The organism is Pseudomonas gregormendelii, from assembly GCF_017114825.1.
Classification (GTDB): domain Bacteria; phylum Pseudomonadota; class Gammaproteobacteria; order Pseudomonadales; family Pseudomonadaceae; genus Aquipseudomonas; species Aquipseudomonas gregormendelii.
In genome coordinates this window covers 12,046-25,936 of record NZ_JADEVO010000044.1, presented here as the reverse complement: position 1 = coordinate 25,936, position 13,891 = coordinate 12,046, and the positions used below count along the sequence as shown (strand labels likewise).

General features: G+C 59.4%; 15 protein-coding genes. 14 read left to right on the top strand and 1 reads right to left on the bottom strand.

Annotated features, from left to right (window positions below; genetic code table 11):
* Nucleotides 1–210: 210 nt before the first annotated feature.
* The 5 genes from IMW75_RS23175 to IMW75_RS23155 all read left to right on the top strand — a co-directional run bounded on the left by IMW75_RS23175 (nucleotide 211) and on the right by IMW75_RS23155 (nucleotide 5,602).
* Nucleotides 211–693 carry a hypothetical protein gene (locus IMW75_RS23175; protein WP_205893877.1) on the top strand — a complete coding sequence of 161 codons (483 nt, stop codon included), beginning with the start codon at nucleotides 211–213 and terminating at the stop codon, nucleotides 691–693.
* A gap of 258 nt (nucleotides 694–951) precedes the next feature.
* Nucleotides 952–1,686: an ABC transporter ATP-binding protein gene (locus IMW75_RS23170; protein ID WP_237142319.1), complete on the top strand. Its 735-nt coding sequence runs from the start codon at nucleotides 952–954 to the stop codon at nucleotides 1,684–1,686.
* Complete coding sequence (locus tag IMW75_RS23165; RefSeq protein ID WP_205893876.1) at nucleotides 1,671–2,873, top strand: ABC transporter permease; 1,203 nt, start codon at nucleotides 1,671–1,673, stop codon at nucleotides 2,871–2,873. The genes IMW75_RS23170 and IMW75_RS23165 overlap by 16 nt, the downstream gene beginning before the upstream one ends.
* Complete coding sequence (locus tag IMW75_RS23160) at nucleotides 2,866–4,344, top strand: TolC family protein (RefSeq protein ID WP_205893875.1); 1,479 nt, start codon at nucleotides 2,866–2,868, stop codon at nucleotides 4,342–4,344. The genes IMW75_RS23165 and IMW75_RS23160 overlap by 8 nt, the downstream gene beginning before the upstream one ends.
* The gene (locus tag IMW75_RS23155) at nucleotides 4,334–5,602 is read left to right on the top strand and encodes an efflux RND transporter periplasmic adaptor subunit (RefSeq protein ID WP_205893874.1); all 1,269 of its coding nucleotides are present in this window, start codon (nucleotides 4,334–4,336) and stop codon (nucleotides 5,600–5,602) included. Before IMW75_RS23160 ends, IMW75_RS23155 begins: the two co-directional genes overlap by 11 nt.
* A gap of 178 nt (nucleotides 5,603–5,780) precedes the next feature.
* On the opposite strand, the gene suhB is transcribed toward IMW75_RS23155, so the two are convergent.
* A complete protein-coding gene (suhB, locus tag IMW75_RS23150; protein ID WP_008014726.1) occupies nucleotides 5,781–6,599 on the bottom strand; it encodes a type III secretion system regulator SuhB in 819 nt (272 codons plus the stop codon).
* A gap of 146 nt (nucleotides 6,600–6,745) precedes the next feature.
* On the opposite strand from suhB, the gene trmJ reads away from it, so the two are divergent.
* The 9 genes from trmJ to fdx all read left to right on the top strand — a co-directional run bounded on the left by trmJ (nucleotide 6,746) and on the right by fdx (nucleotide 13,881).
* A complete protein-coding gene (gene trmJ, locus IMW75_RS23145) occupies nucleotides 6,746–7,516 on the top strand; it encodes a tRNA (cytosine(32)/uridine(32)-2'-O)-methyltransferase TrmJ (RefSeq protein WP_205893873.1) in 771 nt (256 codons plus the stop codon).
* A gap of 2 nt (nucleotides 7,517–7,518) precedes the next feature.
* Nucleotides 7,519–8,295 carry a serine O-acetyltransferase gene (gene cysE / locus IMW75_RS23140; RefSeq protein ID WP_205893872.1) on the top strand — a complete coding sequence of 259 codons (777 nt, stop codon included), beginning with the start codon at nucleotides 7,519–7,521 and terminating at the stop codon, nucleotides 8,293–8,295.
* A 227-nt stretch (nucleotides 8,296–8,522) separates the two neighbouring features.
* Nucleotides 8,523–9,014: a Fe-S cluster assembly transcriptional regulator IscR gene (gene iscR / locus IMW75_RS23135; RefSeq protein WP_007903581.1), complete on the top strand. Its 492-nt coding sequence runs from the start codon at nucleotides 8,523–8,525 to the stop codon at nucleotides 9,012–9,014.
* A gap of 50 nt (nucleotides 9,015–9,064) precedes the next feature.
* On the top strand, nucleotides 9,065–10,279 hold the full coding sequence (locus tag IMW75_RS23130; RefSeq protein WP_045057717.1) for an IscS subfamily cysteine desulfurase: 1,215 nt from the start codon (nucleotides 9,065–9,067) through the stop codon (nucleotides 10,277–10,279).
* 84 nt (nucleotides 10,280–10,363) lie between these two features.
* Entirely contained in the window at nucleotides 10,364–10,750 is a 387-nt protein-coding gene (gene iscU / locus IMW75_RS23125; protein WP_003443374.1) for a Fe-S cluster assembly scaffold IscU, read from the top strand.
* 28 nt (nucleotides 10,751–10,778) lie between these two features.
* Complete coding sequence (gene iscA, locus IMW75_RS23120; protein ID WP_028620147.1) at nucleotides 10,779–11,102, top strand: iron-sulfur cluster assembly protein IscA; 324 nt, start codon at nucleotides 10,779–10,781, stop codon at nucleotides 11,100–11,102.
* Nucleotides 11,103–11,110: 8 nt separating this feature from the next.
* A complete protein-coding gene (gene hscB, locus IMW75_RS23115) occupies nucleotides 11,111–11,623 on the top strand; it encodes a co-chaperone HscB (protein ID WP_205893871.1) in 513 nt (170 codons plus the stop codon).
* Nucleotides 11,624–11,674: 51 nt separating this feature from the next.
* On the top strand, nucleotides 11,675–13,540 hold the full coding sequence (hscA, locus tag IMW75_RS23110) for a Fe-S protein assembly chaperone HscA (protein WP_205893870.1): 1,866 nt from the start codon (nucleotides 11,675–11,677) through the stop codon (nucleotides 13,538–13,540).
* Entirely contained in the window at nucleotides 13,540–13,881 is a 342-nt protein-coding gene (fdx, locus tag IMW75_RS23105) for an ISC system 2Fe-2S type ferredoxin (RefSeq protein WP_045057720.1), read from the top strand. The genes hscA and fdx overlap by 1 nt, the downstream gene beginning before the upstream one ends.
* Nucleotides 13,882–13,891 lie beyond the last annotated feature (10 nt).

The window sequence follows — 13,891 nt, the reverse complement described above, 5'->3', positions numbered from 1 at the left end:
TGGCGAAAAGTTCGGAGTGCTCAAATCAATATAGGAAAATTCCTATTGTTGTAGTTTTTTTTGTCATTAATATTGTTTTTAGGCGTTAAATAACCATGCTGACAAGAATAGATAAGTAGCCATTCTTGCCTGGGCTTGATTTTTATGCTGAAAGTTATTAATGCGCTCGGGTGGTGAAATGGATTTTTCTGATTTTCTATGGAGGGAGTGATGTTTAATTTTGCTAGAAAAACGTTGTGTGTCGGGGCTTCAGTTGCATGCCTGACGTTTTTTTCAGTGTCCGCTCAAGCTGCTCCCGATAACGGTTTGATTATCAATAAAACAGTGGAAGGTACATGCAGTGTTGGGAATTTCTCTGGTTGGGTAAAGGCGCTTGCTGTATTGAGGGCTGTGGGTGATTATCAAGAATGGACAGTTACTCTTCATCAATATAGGATTACAAAAAGTAATGGGCAGAAAGGCGGGAATAAAGCTAATTTGGATTTATCCATTGTAGAGGCTGGAAATAATTCCGCCGAAACTAAATCGCCAGATTCTATGAAGCAGGATGGGCAGCTCAACTTTACAGATGTAAGTGCTACTGTGCGTGCGACTCAGGGAGTGACGCCCTCTGTATTACTTAGAGCCATATTTACTTTTGATAAAGCGGGCCCGGACCCATGGTGTGATCTAAGATTCCATGTGCCCAATTAATGTTTTTCTTGCTTGGTAAGGGGTATGTTCACTATGCGTGCCCCGATCTTTCTCGCATTTTAATTATGGCGTCGTAAGATCCAACTGCCTGCATTTTCTCGTCAATGACGCTACATGTAGCACCACTGTACTACTCCGTAAATAAGCACTCATCCAACGCAGTGGGCTTCACCTGTGGTGAGGCGCGCTTAAATGATCGGCGTCCGAGCTGTCATGGACGCCTCATGCTTTTGACTCCCTCGGTTCAACTCCCCCAAGATGAACATGTCTCCCATTGCTTTTGCCCCCGATGACCGCCAAGCATTTATCGTGCTCAGCGGTATTAGCAGACAATACTGGCGCGGTGGCCAGGCCCATAACATCCTCGAGAGTATCTCTTTGAAGATACAGTTAGGAGCAAGTTGCGCGATTCTAGGCTCGTCGGGGTCGGGCAAAAGCACTTTGTTGAATATTCTAGGCCTGCTGGATTTACCCGATAGCGGAGACTACTTTATCGCCAATCAACGAGTGGCTGATTTGAATCACTCGCAACTGGCGGCCCTGCGCAACCAACAAATTGGCTTCGTCTTCCAGAGCTTTAATTTACTGGCGCACTTCACGGCGCTGGAAAATGTCGCGCTGCCCCTGAACTATCGTGGCGTACCGCGGCGCGAGGCGTTGGAGCGGGCTCAGCATCTACTCGATTTGGTGGGGCTGACACAGCGCAGTCATTTTCGCCCTGCCGACCTGTCCGGTGGGCAGCGCCAGCGCGTGGCCATCGCCCGGGCGTTGGTCGGTGAGCCGCGACTGATTCTTGCCGATGAACCCACGGGCAACCTCGACACCGATACTGCCCAGGAAATCATCGACCTGTTGCTGACGATCAATCGCGAGCAGCAAACCACGCTGGTGGTGGTCACGCATGCGCCGTCAATCGCTGCGCAGATGAGCCGCCAGATCCTGGTCGAGAACGGCTCGGTCAGTGAAGCAGGGCGCCCATGCACTTCGCATTGAATACTCACCTGAGCTACCGCCAGTTGTTGCGCGACGCACTCTTCAGTTTGCAGACCCACAGCCGTCGTTCATTCCTGGCGTTGCTGGGTATCGCCATTGGCAGCGCTTCGGTGGTGGCGATGATCAACCTCGGTCATAACGCCGCGGAAAATGCCGTCGCAATCTTCAAGGAAATGGGGGTCGATATGCTCAGTGTGAGCCTTGCCCGCGCGGACTCGACACAAGCGGTGCGTCCCGACTTAAATGTGCAGGCGCTGCGAGCTGCGGTGCCCACGCTCACCTTCATTGCGCCCATCTCGTCTAGCGGCAAGGAAGTGGCGTTCGACGGTCGCAGGCAATACGCGTCACTGGCCGCCGTCACTCCGGAATTTGCCGCCACCATGCGCATGCTTATGGACGAGGGTCGTTTTTTCTCACGGTTTGATGAGGCTGAAACCTTGGTCGTGCTCGGGCATCGGCTCGCCCGGGACCTGGGTACCGCCGACCACCCTGTTGGAACGGGCGACCAGGTCCAGCTGGATGGCTACCTGTTTACGGTGATTGGCATTGTGCAGCGTCAGCTGGTTTCGCCTATTGTCCCGGTGTCGGTAGACCGAACCCTTTTCCTGTCGTTCCAGGGTTTGGTGCGTCTGGGGCAGTCCGCAGACATCAGCAACATTATTGCTCGCGTGGCGCCCGGGCAGGATGTTGCCCGCGCCGCCGAGCAGCTTACACCAGCCCTGCAGTTGCAGTTTCCCGGTCAGCAAATACAGGTCGAAGTGCCTGAGCAAATCATCGAAGGGATGAAAAACCAGACGCGTACCTTTGCGTATCTGCTGATGGCCCTGGGCATCACTTCACTGATCGGCGCGGGGGTGGGCATCATGAATGTGATGCTGATGAATGTCTCGCAGCGCCGGCGGGAGATCGGTGTACGTATTGCCCTGGGTGCGCGCCGCGTCGATATCCGCAATCTGTTCCTGCTCGAAGCCATGGCGTTGACCGCCGCGGGCGCCCTGCTGGGGGTGGTGCTCGGCGTCGTCGGTGCCTGGGTTCATGCCAGCGTGGTCGGCTGGGAGTTCTACCTGTCACCTGCTGCAGTGTTGCTCGGTAGCGCCAGCACCTTGTTGGTCGGTTTGTTCTTCGGCCTCTACCCGGCACTTTCAGCCGCGCGCTTGCAACCGGTGGAGGCACTGCGCGATGAATAACTGGCGTCCGTTGGCCCTTGTTCTTCTGTGCTCGGCCAGTCAGCACAGCCTGGCCAACATTGTTGATCAGGTATCCCATCCTACGGTGCAGGGTGCCAGCGCCAGCGCGTTCATGTTGGGCAAGCAGGCAACTGAATTGACCTTGGCCGACGCGGTGTACCTGGGCCTGCGCAGCAATCGCGAGATCCGTAGTGCTTATTTGCAGCGGGTGGCGCAAAAATTTGACCTGCGGGTGTCGGAGGATACATTCAAGCCAAAGCTGACCCTTAACGCCAACTACACGAGCGCCAAAGGCTCCAGTGACCGCAAGCAAACCGCCACGATGGGCCCGACCACCGACTGGTTGAGTGAATACGGGACCCGCACAACCCTGGGCTGGAAGCAGGAGCAGGGGAGTGGTCTGGGTTCCGGACGCTATCGGAGCGACGGTCTGGACCTGGCGATTATCCAGCCCTTGCTGCGCGGTGCCGGCCGCGAGGTCACCACCGCGCCCGTACGCCTGGCACAGCTCAATGAGCAGGCCAACCGCCTTAACCTCAAGAGCAGCGTGTCGTCCACCATCAGCGAGATCATCAGCACTTATCGTCAGTTGCTCAGGTCCCAGGAGCAGTTGACCATTGCCCGGCAAGCGCTGGAGCGAGCCCGGCAGTTGCTGGCCGTGAACAATGCGCTGATCGACGCGGGGCGCATGGCTGCGTTTGACGCGGTGCAGACCGAAGCCGATATCGCCTCTCAGGAGCTACAGGTCGAAGAGGCGCAGAACCAGCTGGATACCGATCGCTTGTCATTGTTGCGTTTGTTGGCGCTCGACTTGTCGACGCCGATTCATGCCAGTGAAACCCTGCAAGTGTCACGGATCAACATCGACAAAATTGACGCGCTGCGTTTAGCCCGGGCCCAGCAGCCGCGCTACCTGGCAACGCTGCTGGGCAGTCAGCAGGCGGACCTCAACCTGGTGGTTGCCAAGGACCAGGCCCGCTGGGACGTTTCGCTGGTGGCGGGGGCGAATCAGGTGCGCGACCGGTTTGAACGCACCAGCACGTCGGCGCGTAGTTGGGAAAGTTATGCTGGCGTGCACCTACAGATCCCTGTCGGTGATCTTGCCTCGCGCCAGTCCAGGGTCAATGCTCAGGTTGGCGTGGAGACCCAGGCATTGCTGCTTGAAGATGCCCATCAAGCACTGGAGCGCGACGTTAGCGACGTGGTCCGCGATCTGGGCACGCGATGGCGGCAGTATGAAATCGCCCAGCGCTCTCACGAACTGGCAACGCGCAAGCTGGCGATCGAGCACGAAAAGCTGAATGTCGGACGCTCCAGCAACTTTCAGGTGCTGAGTTACGAGAGCGACTTGCGCAACAGTGAAAACGCGTTGCTCAACGCTCGAATCGCCTACCTCAATGCCCAGACACAGCTGGATCAGGTGTTGGGCATGACTCTGGAAAGCTGGGACATCGCACTCAATGACTACTGAAAAAACCTCCCTTCAACGCAAGCGCCTGCACCAGGGCATCGTGCTGGCGCTGGTATTGAGTCTTGTTGGCGTGATGATTGGCGGTTACCTGCAATCAGACGTTGCCGAGGCGCCCGCCGAGCAGTGGCTGGCGGTCAGCGAAGCACCGCTGAAGGTGCGCATCGGCCTGCTCGGCAAGATTGAGCCGCAGCAGGTCATCACGCTGGCCGCGCCGTTCGAGGGCGATATCAAGCGCTACCTGGTTGAGCCTGGAGCACGGGTCGAGGCCGGTCAGGTGCTGGTGGAAATGGACCCTGCATTGATCGAGACGCAGTTGCGTGATGCGCTGGCGGCAAAACTGAAGGCTCAGCGTGCCGCAGCCGAGCTTCGAAACTGGAGCAACGGCAGTCAGATGATGCGTGCGCGTCGTGCCGTGAGCGCTGCGCAAATGGCCCTGGGTAATGCACAACGCAAACTGACTGAAAGCCGAACCCTGTTCGAGCGTGGGATTATCTCGCGCAGTGAAGTGGACGATCTCGAACAACAGGTGCAGGCATTGGATATTGGCCTGGCGGCGGCCAGGGAGGACCGCGAGCAAGTCTTGGAGCAGGGTGAGGGTGAGTTCCTGCAAATCGCCGAGATGGAGTTGAGTAATGCCACGGTCAAGTATGACGCTGTGCGCAAGTTGCTTGATGAGCAAACCGTCCGCGCGCCGTTTGCCGGTGTGATCGTGCCGATAGGGGTCGATTCTGATTCAACCGGCGCGGGCGCTTCCGTGCACGCCGGTAGTAAGGTCGGTAAAGGCCAGCCGATGTTTGGCCTGGCCAACCTTGAGCAGTTAAAGATTGCCAGCAGGGTGTCCGAACTGGACGTCAACCAGTTGCAGCCGGGGCAGGCAGTAGACATCGAGGGTGACGGTTTTGGTCAGCGACTCAGTGGTGTGGTCGATGTGGTCAGCCGCATAGCATTGCCCGACGATGATCCGGGCAGCGCTGCACAGTTCCCGATCAGCCTGTCGATCAGCCCGATTGCAACGGACCGTCAGCATGAGATACGCCTGGGCATGAGCGCTCGCCTGCACATTGTCACTTACAGCAATGACCGCGCGATCGTGGTGGCGCCGGGGGCAATCCAGGAAGAGGCGGGCGCCTTTTTCGTCGAGTACCGGGAAGGCGACAATCAGCTGTCTCAGCGTGTCGCGGTGACGGTGGGACGGTCTGTTGCGCACGGCGTCGAGGTGTTTGGGCTGAAGTCGGGGTTTGTACGGGTGGCTGGGTAGCCACCGCGCTCTGTGTGCGGGCTTGCCAGCTATGCGTTATTTCATTAAGCATTGACGCTGACTGACACTCCGCCTTCGCGGGCAAGCCCGCTCCCACAGGGGTATGTGGTGAATTGAAGAGTGAAGTTCCGGGCATAAAAAAGCACCCCGAGGGGTGCCTTTTTTTGTCGCTGGAAGCTTAGCGCTTCAGCGAGGCTGGCAGGTGCGGCTGGATCGCCGTCAGCACTGCCTTGAAGCACTTGGTGTTGCCGGCAACGATGTGGCCTTTTTCAAGGAAGTCGTGGCCGCCGGTGAAGTCGCTCACCAAACCGCCTGCTTCCTGAATCAGCAGGGCGCCTGCAGCCATGTCCCACTCGGACAGGCCCGATTCCCAGAACGCATCGAAACGGCCGGCAGCCACGTAGGCCAGGTCCAGGCTCGCCGAACCGGCGCGGCGGATGCCGGCGGTCTGGCCAACCAGGGCGCGGAACATGCCCAGGTAGTTGTCGAGGTTGTCCATCTGGTCATCACGGAACGGGAAGCCGGTGCCCAGCAGGGCGCCGTCCAGGCTGGTGCGGCCGCTGACGCGCAGGCGACGACCGTTCAGTTGGGCGCCGCGACCACGGCTGGCGGTGAATTCTTCCTGGCGAACCGGGTCCAGAACCACTGCGTGTTCCAGGCGGCCACGGTATTTGCAGGCAATGCTGACTGCAAAGTGCGGGATGCCGCGCAGGAAGTTGGTGGTGCCGTCCAGTGGATCGATGATCCACAGGTACTCTTCGCCTTCGATACCGGTGCCGGCGTGCATGCCGGTTTCTTCACCCATGATCGAGTGATTCGGGTAGGCCTTGCGCAGCGCGTCGATGATTTTCTGCTCGGCGGCGCGATCCACCTCAGATACGTAATCCTTGGCGTCTTTTTCGTCGACCTTGATGGTATCCAGGCGCTCGATGGAGCGGAAGATCAATTCACTGGCGCTGCGGGCGGCGCGCAGCGCGATATTCAGCATGGGCTGCATGGATGTGTCACCTAAGGTTGTTAAAGAAAGCCGGGCATTCTATCAGAAAGTTTCTACAGGTGAAGGACGACGTTCGCTTTCATAGCTTAACGGTAGTAGGCGCTGTAAGATTCGGCTCCCCTTTATTGTGTTCGAGAGCGCCTCCCTTGCTGCAAAACATTCGTGTCGTCCTGGTCAATACCAGCCATCCCGGGAACATCGGCGGGGCTGCGCGTGCCATGAAGAACATGGGCCTGTCGCGGCTGGTGCTGGTTGAACCACGGTTGTTCCCGCACCACGAGGCCGATGCCCGGGCTTCCGGCGCCGGGGATATCCTGGAAAACGCCCAGGTTGTCGCCACCCTGGAAGACGCCCTGGTGGGCTGCAACCTGGTGCTCGGCACCAGCGCCCGTGACCGGCGCATCCCCTGGCCACTGCTCGATCCGCGCGAATGCGGGACGAAAGTGGTCGAGGAAGCCGGGCAGGGCGCCGAAATCGCCCTGGTGTTCGGTCGTGAAGATTCCGGCCTGACCAACGAAGAGCTGCAGCGATGTCATTATCACGTGCACATCCCATCAGACCCTGAGTTCAGTTCGCTGAACCTCGGGGCCGCGGTGCAGGTGTTGAGTTATGAAGTGCGCATGTCCTGGCTCGCGGCCCAAGGCCAGCCGAGCAAGGTCGAGAAGGATGAGGTGGCTTCCACTAAAAGTGGCGAGCTGGCGACCTTGGATGAGCTGGAGCGATTCTATGAGCACCTGGAGCAGACCCTGGTGGCCATCGAATTCCTCGATCCGGAAAAACCGCGGCACTTGATGGCGCGCCTGCGTCGGTTGTACGGACGAAGCTCGGTCAGCCGGGCGGAAATGAATATATTGCGTGGCATCCTCACGGAAACCCAAAAAGCGGCCCGTGGTGAGCTTCTAAAGCGGAAGGATTAAAAATGTTCGAGCGTTTGCGTGAAGATATCCAGAGTGTTTTCCATCGTGATCCGGCAGCGCGCAACGCCTTCGAAGTCCTGACCTGCTATCCGGGCATGCACGCCATCTGGATTCATCGGCTGGCGGCGGCCCTATGGCGCGCCGAGCTGAAGTGGCTGGCGCGGCTGGTGTCGAACTTTGGTCGCTGGTTGACCGGTATCGAGATTCATCCGGGGGCCAAGGTCGGGCGTCGGTTCTTTATCGACCACGGCATGGGCATCGTCATTGGTGAAACTGCCGAGATCGGCAACGATGTCACGCTGTACCAGGGCGTTACCCTGGGTGGCACCAGCTGGAACAAGGGCAAGCGTCACCCGACCCTGGAAGATGGCGTGGTGGTTGGCGCCGGCGCCAAGGTGCTGGGGCCGTTCACTGTGGGCGCGGGGGCCAAGGTGGGTTCCAATGCCGTGGTGACCAAGGCCGTGCCGCCCGGCGCGACAGTGGTGGGGATACCGGGGCGCATCATCGTCAAGACCGATGAAGAGCAGGATGCCCGGCGCAAGGCGATGGCCGAGAAGATCGGCTTTGATGCCTACGGTGTCGGCGAAGACATGCCCGACCCGGTGGCTCGCGCCATCAACCAGTTGCTGGATCATCTGCAGGCAGTGGATGGGCGCCTGGAGGGGATGTGCGGCGCGCTGAAGGATCTGGGCAGTAATTATTGCGCCAAGGATTTGCCTGAGCTGCGTGAAGAAGACTTCGCGTGTGTGAAGGACAAAGACGAAACCAAAGCTGGCTAATTCCCCTGTAGGAGCTGCCGAAGGCTCGGGCCGCGTTCGGCAGCTCCTACGGCGGGCTCGTTTAGCCAATGAGGCCGCGCCGAGCGGTGTGCCATTACGCCGCATACCCTGCTATGATACCGCCGCCCTTTTGCGGGTAATCCTGACTAAAGTACTAGGTCTTATAGTTGACTTAAATACTCGGGAATTGCATACTCGCCCCATTCCGAACTCCGTGGTAATTGTCCATGCGACTGACTACAAAAGGCCGATACGCCGTGACCGCCATGCTCGACCTGGCGTTGCACGCGCAGCACGGGCCGGTGTCCCTGGCCGATATCTCCGAGCGCCAAGGCATCTCCCTGTCCTACCTCGAGCAGCTTTTCGCCAAGCTGCGTCGTAGCAACCTGGTTTCCAGCGTCCGCGGTCCGGGCGGCGGCTACCAGCTGTCGCGCGACATGCAGGGCATCCAGGTGGCCCAGGTGATCGATGCGGTGAACGAATCGGTCGACGCCACCAAGTGCCAGGGCCAAGGGGATTGCCATCAAGGCGACACCTGCCTGACCCACCACCTGTGGTGCGACTTGAGCTTGCAGATCCACGAATTTCTGAGCGGTATCAGCTTGGCTGATCTTGTCACTCGCCGTGAGGTACAAGAAGTAGCCCAGCGTCAGGACCAGCGTCGTTGCAACAGCAAGGCGCCGCGCCTGGACAAGATTGAAGCGTCCGCCGTCGAATGACAGCCAAAGAGCTAGCGGCACGCCAGCCAGCCTGATTTAGGAGATAGTCCATGAAATTGCCGATTTACCTTGATTACTCTGCGACCACCCCGGTTGATCCGCGTGTAGCGCAAAAGATGAGTGAATGCCTGCTGGTCGACGGAAACTTCGGTAACCCGGCGTCCCGTTCCCACGTGTTTGGCTGGAAAGCCGAAGAGTCGGTCGAAAACGCTCGCCGTCAGGTAGCCGACCTGGTGAATGCCGACCCACGTGAAATCGTCTGGACCTCCGGTGCCACCGAGTCCAACAACCTGGCAATCAAGGGCGCGGCGCATTTCTATGCGACCAAGGGCAAGCACCTGATCACCACCAAGATTGAGCACAAGGCTGTCCTCGACACCATGCGCCAACTGGAGCGTGAAGGTTTCGAAGTGACCTATCTCGAGCCTCAGACTGACGGTCTGGTAACGCCGGCCATGATTGAAGCAGCGCTGCGCGACGACACCATCCTGGTGTCGGCCATGCACGTGAACAACGAAATCGGCACCATCAACGACATCGAAGCCATCGGCGAACTGCTGCGTTCGAAGGGCATCCTGTTCCACGTTGACGCGGCTCAGTCCACTGGCAAGGTCGAGATCGACCTGCAGAAGCTCAAAGTCGACATGATGTCGTTCTCGGCGCACAAGACCTATGGCCCTAAAGGCATCGGCGCGCTGTACGTCAGCCGCAAGCCGCGTGTGCGCATCGAAGCGACCATGCACGGCGGCGGTCACGAACGTGGCATGCGCTCCGGCACCCTGGCGACCCACCAGATCGTCGGCATGGGTGAAGCCTTCCGCGTAGCCAAGGAAGACATGGCTGCCGAAAACGTGCGCATCAAAGCCCTGAGCGACCGCTTCTTCAAACAGGTCGAAGGCCTGGAAGAGCTGTACGTCAACGGCAGCATGACCGCCCGCGTACCGCACAACCTGAACCTGAGCTTCAACTACGTCGAAGGCGAGTCGCTGATCATGGCGCTCAAGGACCTGGCGGTTTCGTCCGGTTCGGCCTGCACCTCGGCATCCCTTGAGCCTTCGTACGTACTGCGCGCCCTGGGCCGCAACGACGAACTGGCACACAGCTCGATTCGCTTCACCTTCGGTCGTTTCACCACCGAAGAAGAAATCGACTACGCCGCGCAGAAAGTCTGCGAGGCCGTTACCAAGCTGCGCACCTTGTCGCCGCTGTGGGACATGTACAAAGACGGTGTCGACATTTCGAAAATCGAGTGGGCGGCACACTGATTTCAAGTCGCCGCAAACCGGCCCTGCCAACCTTCGGGCAGCAGGGCTCAAGAGCGACTCTCTGATGAGTGAGGATTAAGAATCATGGCTTACAGCGAAAAGGTCATCGACCACTACGAGAACCCGCGCAACGTCGGCAAGATGGACGCGGAAGACCCTGATGTCGGCACCGGCATGGTCGGCGCTCCGGCGTGCGGCGACGTGATGCGCCTGCAGATCAAGGTCAACGAGCAAGGCATCATCGAAGACGCCAAGTTCAAGACCTACGGTTGCGGTTCGGCGATCGCCTCCAGCTCCCTGGCGACCGAGTGGATGAAAGGCAAGACTCTGGATGAAGCAGAGACCATCAAGAACACTCAGCTGGCTGAAGAGCTGGCGCTGCCACCGGTAAAAATTCACTGCTCCGTGCTCGCTGAAGACGCCATCAAGGCGGCCGTTCGCGACTACAAGCAGAAGAAAGGCTTGATCTAAGCATTGGGCGACGAGTAAGGAGTCAACGATGGCTATCAGCATGACAGAAGCGGCTGCTCGACACGTGCGACGCTCCCTTGACGGGCGCGGCAAAGGTGAGGGGATTCGTCTGGGTGTTCGCACCACGGGCTGTTCCGGCCTTGCCTACGTGCTGGAGTTTGTCGACGAGGTGGTTGCAGAGGACCAGGTGTTCGAGAGTCACGGCGAGAAAGTGATCATCGACCCCAAGAGCCTGTCCTACCTGGACGGCACCGAACTCGACTTCGTCAAGGAAGGGTTGAACGAAGGCTTCAAGTTCAACAACCCCAACGTGCGCGGTGAATGTGGCTGCGGCGAAAGCTTCAATATCTGAGGCTGATCGTGGGTACTCCTTGTCATTTCGCTTTATTTGAGCTGCAGCCGAGTTTCAACCTGGACCTCGACCAGTTGGCCACGCGCTACCGTGAGTTGGCGCGTGGCGTTCATCCGGACCGTTTTGCAGACGCTTCCGAGCGCGAGCAGCGGCTGGCGCTGGAGCAATCCGCGAGCCTCAACGAGGCCTACCAGACGCTCAAGAACCCCCCGAAGCGCGCGCGATACCTGCTCGCCATGGGTGGTCGCGAGTTGCCGCTGGAGGTCACGGTGCATGATCCGGAATTCCTCCTGCAGCAGATGGAGCTGCGTGAAGAGCTCGAAGACCTGTCCGATATGGACGGTGTTGCAGCGTTCAAGCGCCGCCTGAAGCTCGCCCAGGATGAACTGAACCAAAGCTTCGCAGCCTGTTGGGATGATGCAGCGCAGCGTGATCAGGCCGAACGCCTGATGCGACGCATGCAGTTTCTCGACAAGCTCACCTACGAAGTGCGCCAGTTAGAAGAGCGCCTCGACGATTAACCCAGTGCCGCTCCGGTCGCACGCCTGATATACAGATAAGTCCTGATAACGATGGCCCTACTGCAGATCGCCGAACCCGGCCAAAGTCCTCAACCGCACCAGCGTCGTCTGGCTGTGGGGATCGACTTGGGCACTACCAATTCGCTGGTCGCTGCGTTGCGCAGTGGTCTTTCCGAGCCCCTGGCCGATGCTGACGGGCAGGTCATCCTGCCGTCCGCCGTGCGCTACCACGCCGACCGCGTCGAAGTGGGCGAGTCGGCCAAGCTGGCTGCCGCCACCGATCCCCTGAACACCGTGCTGTCGGTCAAGCGCTTGATGGGTCGTGGTCTGTCCGACGTCAAGCAGCTGGGCGACCAACTGCCTTACCGCTTTGTCGGTGGCGAGTCGCACATGCCGTTCATCGAGACGATCCAGGGGCCGAAAAGCCCGGTTGAAGTCTCTGCCGATATCCTCAAGGTGTTGCGCGAGCGCGCTGAGGCGGCCCTGGGTGGCGAGCTGGTCGGCGCGGTGATTACCGTTCCAGCCTATTTCGATGATGCCCAGCGCCAGGCCACCAAGGATGCGGCCAAGCTGGCCGGCCTTAACGTGCTGCGCCTGCTCAATGAGCCGACGGCGGCTGCGGTGGCCTACGGTCTGGATCAGCATGCCGAAGGCCTGGTCGCCATTTATGACCTGGGCGGCGGCACCTTCGATATTTCGATTCTGCGCCTCACCGGTGGTGTGTTTGAAGTGCTGGCCACCGGTGGCGACAGCGCCCTGGGCGGCGATGACTTCGATCACGCGATTGCCGGCTGGATCATCGAGAGCGCCGGTTTGTCTGCCGATCTCGACCCGGGTGCGCAACGCAGCCTGCTGCAAACCGCGTGCGCGGCCAAGGAAGCGCTGACCAATGCGGCATCGGTTGAAGTGACCTATGGCGACTGGAAAGCCGAACTGAGCCGTGAAGCCTTCAATGCGCTGATCGAGCCGATGGTCGCTCGCAGCCTGAAAGCCTGTCGCCGGGCGGTGCGCGACTCGGGTATCGAGCTTGAAGAAGTGCACGCAGTGGTCATGGTCGGCGGTTCGACTCGTGTGCCGCGAGTTCGCGAAGCAGTGGCCGAAGCCTTTGGTCGTCAGCCCCTGACTGAAATCGACCCGGATCAAGTGGTGGCCATCGGTGCCGCGATCCAGGCCGATACCCTGGCGGGCAACAAGCGCGATGGCGGCGAGTTGCTGCTGCTGGACGTGATTCCGTTGTCCCTGGGCCTGGAAACCATGGGCGGCCTGATGGAGAAGGTGATTCCGCGTAACACCACCATCCCCGTTGCCCGTGCCCAGGACTTCACAACCTACAAAGATGGCCAGTCGGCCATGGCGATCCATGTGCTGCAGGGTGAGCGCGAGCTGATCAGCGACTGCCGTTCCCTGGCGCGCTTCGAGCTGCGCGGCATTCCGGCCATGGTGGCGGGTGCGGCGAAAATTCGCGTGACCTTCCAGGTCGATGCTGACGGCCTGCTCAGCGTTTCGGCCCGTGAATTGGGTTCGGGCGTGGAAGCCAGCATCCAGGTCAAGCCGTCCTACGGCCTGACCGACGGCGAAATCGCCAAGATGCTCAAGGATTCGTTCCAGCATGCCAATGACGACAAGGTGGCCCGCGTACTGCGCGAGCAGCAGGTCGACGCCCAGCGCCTGATCGAGGCGGTGCAGGCGGCCCTTGAGGTCGATGGCGAGCGCCTGCTCGACGCTGAAGAGCGCATGGTCATCGACATGCAGGTTCAGGAACTGACCGAACTGATGAAAGGTACCGATGGTTACGCCATCGAGCAGCAGACCAAGCGTCTGTCGCAAGTGACCGATGCCTTTGCTGCCCGCCGTATGGATTTGACGGTAAAAGCCGCTCTGTCGGGGCGCAATCTGAATGAAATCGAGGATATCTGATGCCGCAGGTCATTTTTCTGCCCCACGACAAATTTTGCCCGGAGGGCATGGTGGTCGAGGCTGAGCCGGGTACTTCCATCCTGGATCTGGCGCACGAGCACCACATCGAGATGGAAAACGCCTGCGGCGGCGTCTGTGCCTGCACGACCTGCCACTGCATCATCCGCGAGGGTTTTGACTCGATGGAAGAGGCTGACGAGCTGGAGGAAGACTTCCTCGATCGCGCCTGGGGTCTGGAAGCGCAATCGCGCCTGGCGTGCCAGGCTATCGTTGGTGAAGAAGACATCACCGTCGAGATTCCGAAGTATTCGCTCAACCACGCTGCCGAAGCGCCGCACTGATTGGTATTAC

Coding starts and splice junctions, on each gene's coding strand:
- IMW75_RS23175 (WP_205893877.1), top strand. CDS start 211: ATGTTTAATTTTGCTAGAAAAACGTTGTGTGTCGGGGCTTCAGTTGCA.
- IMW75_RS23170 (WP_237142319.1), top strand. CDS start 952: ATGAACATGTCTCCCATTGCTTTTGCCCCCGATGACCGCCAAGCATTT.
- IMW75_RS23165 (WP_205893876.1), top strand. CDS start 1,671: ATGCACTTCGCATTGAATACTCACCTGAGCTACCGCCAGTTGTTGCGC.
- IMW75_RS23160 (WP_205893875.1), top strand. CDS start 2,866: ATGAATAACTGGCGTCCGTTGGCCCTTGTTCTTCTGTGCTCGGCCAGT.
- IMW75_RS23155 (WP_205893874.1), top strand. CDS start 4,334: ATGACTACTGAAAAAACCTCCCTTCAACGCAAGCGCCTGCACCAGGGC.
- suhB (WP_008014726.1), bottom strand. CDS start 6,599: ATGCAGCCCATGCTGAATATCGCGCTGCGCGCCGCCCGCAGCGCCAGT.
- cysE (WP_205893872.1), top strand. CDS start 7,519: ATGTTCGAGCGTTTGCGTGAAGATATCCAGAGTGTTTTCCATCGTGAT.
- iscR (WP_007903581.1), top strand. CDS start 8,523: ATGCGACTGACTACAAAAGGCCGATACGCCGTGACCGCCATGCTCGAC.
- IMW75_RS23130 (WP_045057717.1), top strand. CDS start 9,065: ATGAAATTGCCGATTTACCTTGATTACTCTGCGACCACCCCGGTTGAT.
- iscU (WP_003443374.1), top strand. CDS start 10,364: ATGGCTTACAGCGAAAAGGTCATCGACCACTACGAGAACCCGCGCAAC.
- iscA (WP_028620147.1), top strand. CDS start 10,779: ATGGCTATCAGCATGACAGAAGCGGCTGCTCGACACGTGCGACGCTCC.
- hscA (WP_205893870.1), top strand. CDS start 11,675: ATGGCCCTACTGCAGATCGCCGAACCCGGCCAAAGTCCTCAACCGCAC.
- fdx (WP_045057720.1), top strand. CDS start 13,540: ATGCCGCAGGTCATTTTTCTGCCCCACGACAAATTTTGCCCGGAGGGC.